This window comes from Mycobacterium sp. E3339, assembly GCF_001666915.1.
In the GTDB taxonomy this organism is placed as follows: domain Bacteria; phylum Actinomycetota; class Actinomycetes; order Mycobacteriales; family Mycobacteriaceae; genus Mycobacterium.
The window spans coordinates 1-6,966 of sequence record NZ_LZIZ01000119.1; the positions used below are offsets into that span (position 1 = coordinate 1).

At 67.1% G+C, this 6,966-nt stretch carries 6 protein-coding genes and 1 pseudogene; 1 reads left to right on the plus strand and 6 read right to left on the minus strand.

Annotation, left to right across the window (positions count from 1 at the left end; genetic code table 11):
• Window positions 1-136, plus strand: a pseudogene (locus tag A5702_RS26275) (alpha/beta fold hydrolase); the annotation flags it as partial.
• Window positions 137-153: 17 nt separating this feature from the next.
• On the opposite strand, the gene A5702_RS10710 reads toward A5702_RS26275, so the two are convergent.
• From A5702_RS10710 to A5702_RS10735, 6 genes are all read right to left on the minus strand, one after another.
• Entirely contained in the window at window positions 154-1,146 is a 993-nt protein-coding gene (locus tag A5702_RS10710) for a cyclase family protein (RefSeq protein ID WP_068220515.1), read from the minus strand.
• Window positions 1,143-1,964, minus strand: a complete 822-nt coding sequence (locus A5702_RS10715; protein ID WP_068220517.1) for a coniferyl-alcohol dehydrogenase — start codon at window positions 1,962-1,964, stop codon at window positions 1,143-1,145. The genes A5702_RS10710 and A5702_RS10715 overlap by 4 nt, the downstream gene beginning before the upstream one ends.
• A 31-nt stretch (window positions 1,965-1,995) precedes the next feature.
• Window positions 1,996-3,303 (minus strand): LLM class flavin-dependent oxidoreductase, encoded by a 1,308-nt coding sequence (locus tag A5702_RS10720; RefSeq protein ID WP_068220518.1) that lies wholly within the window; start codon window positions 3,301-3,303, stop codon window positions 1,996-1,998.
• Between the two features lie 2 nt (window positions 3,304-3,305).
• The gene (locus A5702_RS10725; RefSeq protein WP_068220521.1) at window positions 3,306-5,045 is read right to left on the minus strand and encodes an FAD-binding protein; all 1,740 of its coding nucleotides are present in this window, start codon (window positions 5,043-5,045) and stop codon (window positions 3,306-3,308) included.
• Window positions 5,042-5,959 (minus strand): 3-carboxyethylcatechol 2,3-dioxygenase, encoded by a 918-nt coding sequence (locus A5702_RS10730; RefSeq protein WP_068220524.1) that lies wholly within the window; start codon window positions 5,957-5,959, stop codon window positions 5,042-5,044. The genes A5702_RS10725 and A5702_RS10730 overlap by 4 nt, the downstream gene beginning before the upstream one ends.
• On the minus strand, window positions 5,907-6,966 hold a 1,060-nt coding region (locus A5702_RS10735; protein WP_197506541.1), incomplete at its 5' end, for an FAD-dependent monooxygenase. The genes A5702_RS10735 and A5702_RS10730, both read right to left, overlap by 53 nt.

Consider the following 6,966-nt stretch of genomic DNA (forward strand, 5'->3'; position numbering starts at 1 on the left):
CCGGGCGTACGAGCGCATCACGGTGCCGACGCTGGTCGTCGAGGGGGGCGACGACAAGCTCCTTCCCTCCGGCTGGGCCGCGCAGATCGCCGGGCAGATCGACGGCGCCCGCTCGGTGGTGGTCGACCAACATGGTCTTGCGACGAGTCTGGATCACTTGATCGCTATCGGGTTCACCGGTGAGCCCACGGCGCCGACGACCCGCAGGGGCGGCGCGACGAGCTGGAACTCGTACACGCCGTCGGCGGCGCAGTCCTCGGCCAGCGCGGTGAGATCCCAGTATTCGCCGAAGATCATCCCCATATCGCGCAGGCAGAGCAGGTGCAGGGGAAAGGTGACTCCGTCGACGCCCGACACCAGGTCCTCTACCTGAAGGTTGTCGGCGGCCACCGCGGCGATCTCGTGATCGTGCAGCCACTGCGCGCACCGCCAGTCCAGCCCGGAGTAGCCCTCGGTCTTGTTCCCCGTCATGGCAAACCTTGTCCACCAACCGGTCCGGATCAGCACGATGTCGCCTCGCCCGATCGCCACGCCCTGCGCGCGAACCACGTCGTCGAGTTCTTCCGGGGAGATCGGGTTGCCGGCTTCGAGGAAGACCTCGGCGCCCCGGTGGCGAACCAAATCCAGCAACACCCCGCGGGACGTGATGCCCTTGACGTCGACCTTGTCGATGCCACAGTGGTAGGCGCCCATGCTGGTCACCGAATCCGCGGCGAAGCCGTTGTAGAGGTGATCGTCGTAGTAGACGTGGGACAGCGCATCCCACTGGCTCGCCGCCTGCAACGGCATGATGATGATGTCGTCGTTGAAACGAAACGGGTTGTCGGCCGTCATGTAGCCACTCAGCTGCTGCGCCAACGGGTTACGCGGCCAACTCGGCCCATACTTGGCCAGCGTGTTCACGTCGCCCCCGTCCACCGTCATGACGTGGACGGGATTGTGCCGGAACTCGAAGGCGCCCTGCGGACCCGACGCGCCGAAGTCGACGCCGAGCGGAAACACCTTGCCGTGCCTCACCAGACCCGCGGCCTGGGCGATCTTGTCCGCGGTGATGAAGTTCAGCGTGCCCAGCTCGTCGTCGTCGCCCCACCGTCCCCAATTGGAGACATCACGCGCGACCCGTCGGAAATCGGTCAAGTCGGTCACGGGGCTCCTTCCTGCCCTAAGAGGTCACGCGCGATCGCGGCGCCCACGTTGCCGCCGTCGACCCAGAGGATCTGCCCCGTGATATAGCTGGCGGCACCACTATTCAAGAAGAGCAACACCGCCGCCTGCTCGGCGGGGTCGGAAACCCTGCCCAGAGGCTTGGGGATGTCGTCGAGGAAGCCCTGCCCGTAGGCCGTGCGCAGCTGATCCAGGATCGGCGTCTCGGTGACCCCGGGCCCCGAGCAGTTGATGCGAATGCCCTTGGCGCCCAGCGGCGTAGCGCTTCGCGCGGTATAGAAGATGATCGCTTCTTTGGATAGCTGGTAGCCGTTGCCCAAGATCTCGGGATTGGCGTGGCACCAATCGATGCCCTCCTGCATCGTCGCGGTGTTGAGCAGGGGTGCCACCGCCGAGGCGTGTTCGCGATAGGAAGCCGCGGCGAGCGATGAGACACTGACGATCGACGATCCCGCGACCATCATCGGTACCATCGACTCGGTCAGATGGCGCAGGCCCAGAAAATTCACCGTGGCGACCAGCGGCGGGTTACCGATCCCCGACGAGACACCGGCGACATTGAACAGCGCGTCGACCCGCCCCCCGATTGACGCCACGGCGTCGTCGATCGAATGCTGGTCAGCCAGGTCGATCTCACGGAAGTCGTTCAACCCTAAGTCGGGGCGGCACTTGTCCAGCCCGATGACGTCGGCACCCAGTTCCGTGAGCTGGCGGACCACGTGCCCACCGATGCCCGAGGCGCATCCGGTCACCACCGCCCGGCGGCCGTCGTAGCGCCAGAGCGCGTCGATGGTTCCCAAGGCCGTCTCCTAGTTCAGCGACCTTCCGGAGTCACTTCTGCTGCTGCTGTTCTTTCAACCGCTGGGCCGCCTGTACGCGGCCCTCGTTGATTTCCGCCATGGCTTCGGGGATCTCGCTTGCGGTGAACTTACCGCCCCGACCGGTCGGCAGGCCACCAAACGAGTACAGTTCGTCGAACTGCGGCGCCGTGGATGCCGGCCGCCGCGCCTCCACCTTTTCGATGACCGGCTCGAGCCGCTTGCCCTTCTCGGCCACCGCCTTCGCGTCGCGCTCGATGAACTCGGGCAGCACCTCCTTGCCCATCAGCTCGATGGACTCCATGGTGCCCTCGTGGCTGCGGGGGTTGAGCAGCAGGATGATCTCGTCGACGCCGCTTTCCTCGTAGCCGCGCAGGAATTCTCGGACGGTCGTGGGCGATCCGATCGCCCCCCGCCCCGGGCCGTACGCCAGCGTCGGATCCTTTTCCACCTCTTCGAGATACCGCTTCCACACGCCGGTCCGTCCGGGGGTGTGCACCCCCGTCATGTAGTAATGCATGATCCCGAACGAGAAGAATCCGCCGCCCTGCCCCAGCCGTTGCAGCGCCTGCTCGTCGGTCTTGGCGACCATCATCGACAGGTCGCCGCCGATGGCCAGGATGTTCGGATTGATGCGCGGCGTGACGGGCACGCCGCTTTCTTCGAATTCCTTGTAGTAGCCGTTCACCCGCTCGGTCAGCGGGCCTGGACCGGTGTAGGCGAAACTCAAGGCGCCGATCGCCTTTTGGGCGGCCATCTGCACGCTGGCCGGCCGCGTGCACGCGACCCAGACCGGCGGATGCGGCTTCTGCAACGGCTTGGGAACGACGTTGCGCGCCGGCATCTGGACGTGCTCGCCGTTGAAGCCGGTGAACGGCTCCTCGATCATGCAGCGAATCGAGACCTCGAGGGCCTCCTCCCACTGTGCCCGTTTGTCGGCGGGATCGATGTTGAACCCGCCCAGCTCACCGACCGAGGACGATTCCCCGGTGCCGAACTCGACGCGGCCGTTGGAGAGCAAATCGAGGGTGGCGATGCGCTCGGCGACGCGGGCCGGGTGATTGACCACCGGCGGCAGGTGCATGATGCCGAATCCCAGCCGGATGTTCTTGGTCCGCTGGCTGGCCGCGGCCAGGAAGATCTCGGGCGCCGTCGAGTGGCAGTACTCCTCGAGGAAGTGGTGCTCGGTCAGCCAGACGGTGGAGAAGCCGGCTTTGTCCGCGGCCTCCACCTCGTCGAGGCACTCTTGCATCATGACGTGTTCGTCGTCGGGCGCCCACGGCCGCGGCAGGGCGAACTCGTAGAACAGGGATACTTTCATTGCTACCTCCTATGAGAATTAAGGGTCCGGTTGGCTGCATGTGCGGCAATGTGATTCGCCGCAACAAACCCGAAGGTCATCGCGGGGCCGATGGTGGCGCCCGCCCCGGCGTAGCTGCGTCCCATCACCGGCGCGGAGGTATTTCCCACCGCGTACAGTCCGGGCAGCACGCTGTCGTCGTCGGTCAGCACCCGCGCGTATTCGTCGGTGCGCAGGCCGCCCGAGGTGCCGAGGTCGCCGAGGACGATCCGGAACGCGTAGTAGGGCGGGTCGCCCAGCGGGCGCAGGTTCGGGTTGGGCAGGGTCGGATCGCCGTAGTAGTTGTCGTAGACGCTGTCCCCCCGGCGGAAATCGTCGTCGTGACCCCTGCGGGCGAGTTCGTTGAAGCGGCGGGCGGTTTCGGCCAGATTCGCGGCCGGCACGCCGATCGCGGCGGCCATCTCCGCCCACGTCCTCGCCGCCTTGACGACGCCGGATTCGAGCCAAGCCCGGGGGACCTTACGGCCGGTGGGCACCGGCGCACCCGGGATCTTGGGGATGGGAAGGTGCCCGCCGATGACGTAGCGATTCCACGACCTGTGGTCGGTGATCAGCCAGCAGGGGATGTGGGTGACCCCGCTCTTGTGGCCATCGATCATGGCGTGGCCGAAGTCCATGTAGGGCGCCGCCTCGTTGATGAAGCGCTTGCCGTCGCCGTTGACGATGAACTGTGCCGGCATCATGCGTTCGTTGAGCATGAATTGCATGCGGCCATCCGGCCATTGGATGGCGGGAAACCACCACGCCTCGTCGAGCAGGTCGGTCGCGGCGCCCAGCTTCTGGGCCGCGCGGATGCCGTCTCCCATGGCGGCGGGGTTACCGAAACTCCAGTCCTGGTCCACCACGGGCAGCAGCTCCTTGCGCCAGGCCAGGTCGTGGTCGAAGCCGCCGGAAGCCAGGATGACGCCGCAGCGCGCGCCGATCCGCTGCTGGATTCCGTTTCGTTCCACCGCCGCACCCGTCACCGCGCCGTCGGCGTCGGTGAGCAACTCGGTCATCGGCGAGTCCAGCCACAGCGGGATGCCACATTCGGTCATGGTCAGTCTGAGGCGGGCGGCCAGGGACTGCCCGATGGCGGCCATCCGCTCGCCGAACACCCGCGCCCTGACCATCCGCGCGATCAGCTTGAGCAATACGCCCTTGCCGGCCCAGGATTGCCGGATCCGGTAGAAGGTCCGAAGTTCCTTGGGTCCCAGCCAGATTCCCTTGGGCGCCAACGCGAGGGGTCGCAGGAGGCGCTGCTCGTCGGGGCCCAGCTCGCGCAGGTCGATGGGCGGCACGTTGATCGTGCTGCCGAGTTCGGACCCGCCGGGAAGTTCCGGATAGTAGTCCGCGTAACCGGGCTTCCAGACGAATTCACACCAGCCGGAGAGCCGTTCGAGTAAGGCGAGCATCTTGGGCGCGGATTCGACGTACTGCCGTATCCGCGCCTCGCTGACGAGTCCGTCGGTGATCCGCCGCAAGTACTCGACCACACCTTCGGGTGACGGCGCGTAGCCCTCCCTGCGCTGCGCGGGCGCCCCCGGCACCCAGATGCCGCCCCCGGACAGCGCGGTGGAACCACCGAAGAACGAGGACTTCTCCACGACCAGCGAGTCCAGGCCGGCGGCGTTGGCCGTCAGGGCGGCCGTCATCCCTCCGCCGCCCGAGCCGACGACGAGCACGTCGACGACGTGGTCGAAACCGTGCTCCGCGCCGGTCATTTCGGCACGGCCGTTCTGATGGCGAAGCCGGCGATCAGATCGGCGGCCGGTTTGTAGTAGCGCTCGACGGTGTCGTAGGGCCCGGCGCTGGCCAGCGCCGCGAACGCCGCGACCCACGTTCGGATTTCCTGGGCCGAGCTGCCGCCCTCGTGGGCGACGAACGAGTTCGACCACTGGTCGAGTTCGTCCAGCCACCCGCCGTCGATGATCTCGAGAAAGCGCTGATCCCACACCGGGTTCAACGCCTGCAGTTCGCTGTCGCCGGCCGCGAAGCGCTTGGCCGCATCGATCACGGCGGCCTGCCGGGCCTGCCGCTGCTCGGCCGTCATCGGCCGGCCGTGCACGATGCGCTCGAGCACCGGCGGCGGCGCGGTGGCCAGGGTGGGCACCGGCGGGCTGTGTGAAAGGCCGCCGGATCCCAGCAGCAACACCCGCTTGTCCAGCGTGGCCAGATACGAGCCGACCGCGGTCCCGAGCGCACGGCAACGACGTAATGGCCCCAGCGGCACACCGATCGCGTTGATGAAGATCGGTATCACCGGGCGGGAAGTGGCCTCGCCGAAAAGCTTCTCGAGCGGCTGGACGGTGCCGTGGTCCACCTCCATGCAGGCCGAAACCGCAATGTCGACCCCGGCGTCGAGCACGGCTTCCGCGCAGTCGGTGGCGAGCTGCTCGGGAACGTCCAGCGGGCCGGCATGGGTTCCGTAATCCCCAACCCCGTTGGCGCTCGTGCCGATACAGAAGGGCGGCATCATCTTGTGGAAGAACCCGTTGTAGTGGTCCGGGGAGAAGATGACGACGAGTTCGGGGTCGTAGTCGGCGACGAACTGTCGCGCGTGGGCGATCGCGGCTTCGATGTCGTCAAGCAGGTCCTGCGGCGGCCCCGGAAGATTCAGGAGCGGGCTGTGCGACATACAGCACAGAGCCAGTGCCACTTTGCGTGTCACCCCCTCTCGGGATGAGGGTGAGCGCGGCAAGGAGCGCGGCGCTCAGGTCAGGGGCGAGCTGGGCGATGCAGGCGCCGGCGATGCACCGATCGGGACGCAGGAACAACACCGACTCCTGATGGGTGTCGAACCACGATTTGACGGCGCCGCTACGGTCGCCCACGATCACGACGTCGGGATCGTCGTGTCCGGTCCAATGCAGCTGAGTCACCGGCCGCAACGCGATGAACTTCGCGCCCAACGCTTTCCAGTTCGCGAAGGCGACGTCGCCGAGTATCTTGCGCGGGTTGTTGTTCCAGCACAGCACGGCGAACCAGTCGCCGATTACGTCGTCCAGCAACACGTCCCGCTGCTCGCGGGTGTCGACCCGTGGCTGGATGAACAGGGTGCCCACCGGTGAATCCGCCCGGCCGGGCGCGCTGTGCACGACGGCGCCCTGCTCGTAACGGGGCATCGGTTTGAACCGCATCTCCAGCACATAGCGCTTGAGCGACGGCACGATCGACGCGGACCGCACCAGCAGGTCGCGCGCGCCGGCCACCCGGCGGTTGGTCGGCGAGATCACTCGCCCCACCATGGTGGAGAGGTCGATCATCGCCCGCGCGTGCTTGCGCCGCTCGATGTCGTAGGTGTCCAGCAGCTTCTCGTCGGCCCGGCCGCTCACGACCGCGGCGAGCTTCCAACCGAGATTGGCCGCGTCGCGGATTCCGCTGTTGTAGCCCTGGCCCTGCCAGACCGGCATCAGGTGCGCGGCGTCCCCGGCCAGCAGCAGCCGGCCCTTGCGGAACGCGCCGGCGATCCGCGAGTGGTGGGTGTACACGCGCCGCCGGATCACGTCGACACGCTCCGGGTGCGGCACCATCCGGGCCAGCATCTGGCTCAGGAACGCCGGGTCTTCGGCCTGCTCGTCGGTTTCGTCGGCGTGAATCATGAACTCGAACCGCCGGATTCCGTGCGCGATCGAGATCGAGGCG

Excerpts from the sequence above, each read along its gene's own strand:
- A5702_RS10725 (WP_068220521.1), bottom strand. The coding sequence starts at position 5,045 with ATGACCGGCGCGGAGCACGGTTTCGACCACGTCGTCGACGTGCTCGTC.
- A5702_RS10720 (WP_068220518.1), bottom strand. The coding sequence starts at position 3,303 with ATGAAAGTATCCCTGTTCTACGAGTTCGCCCTGCCGCGGCCGTGGGCG.
- A5702_RS10730 (WP_068220524.1), bottom strand. The coding sequence starts at position 5,959 with ATGTCGCACAGCCCGCTCCTGAATCTTCCGGGGCCGCCGCAGGACCTG.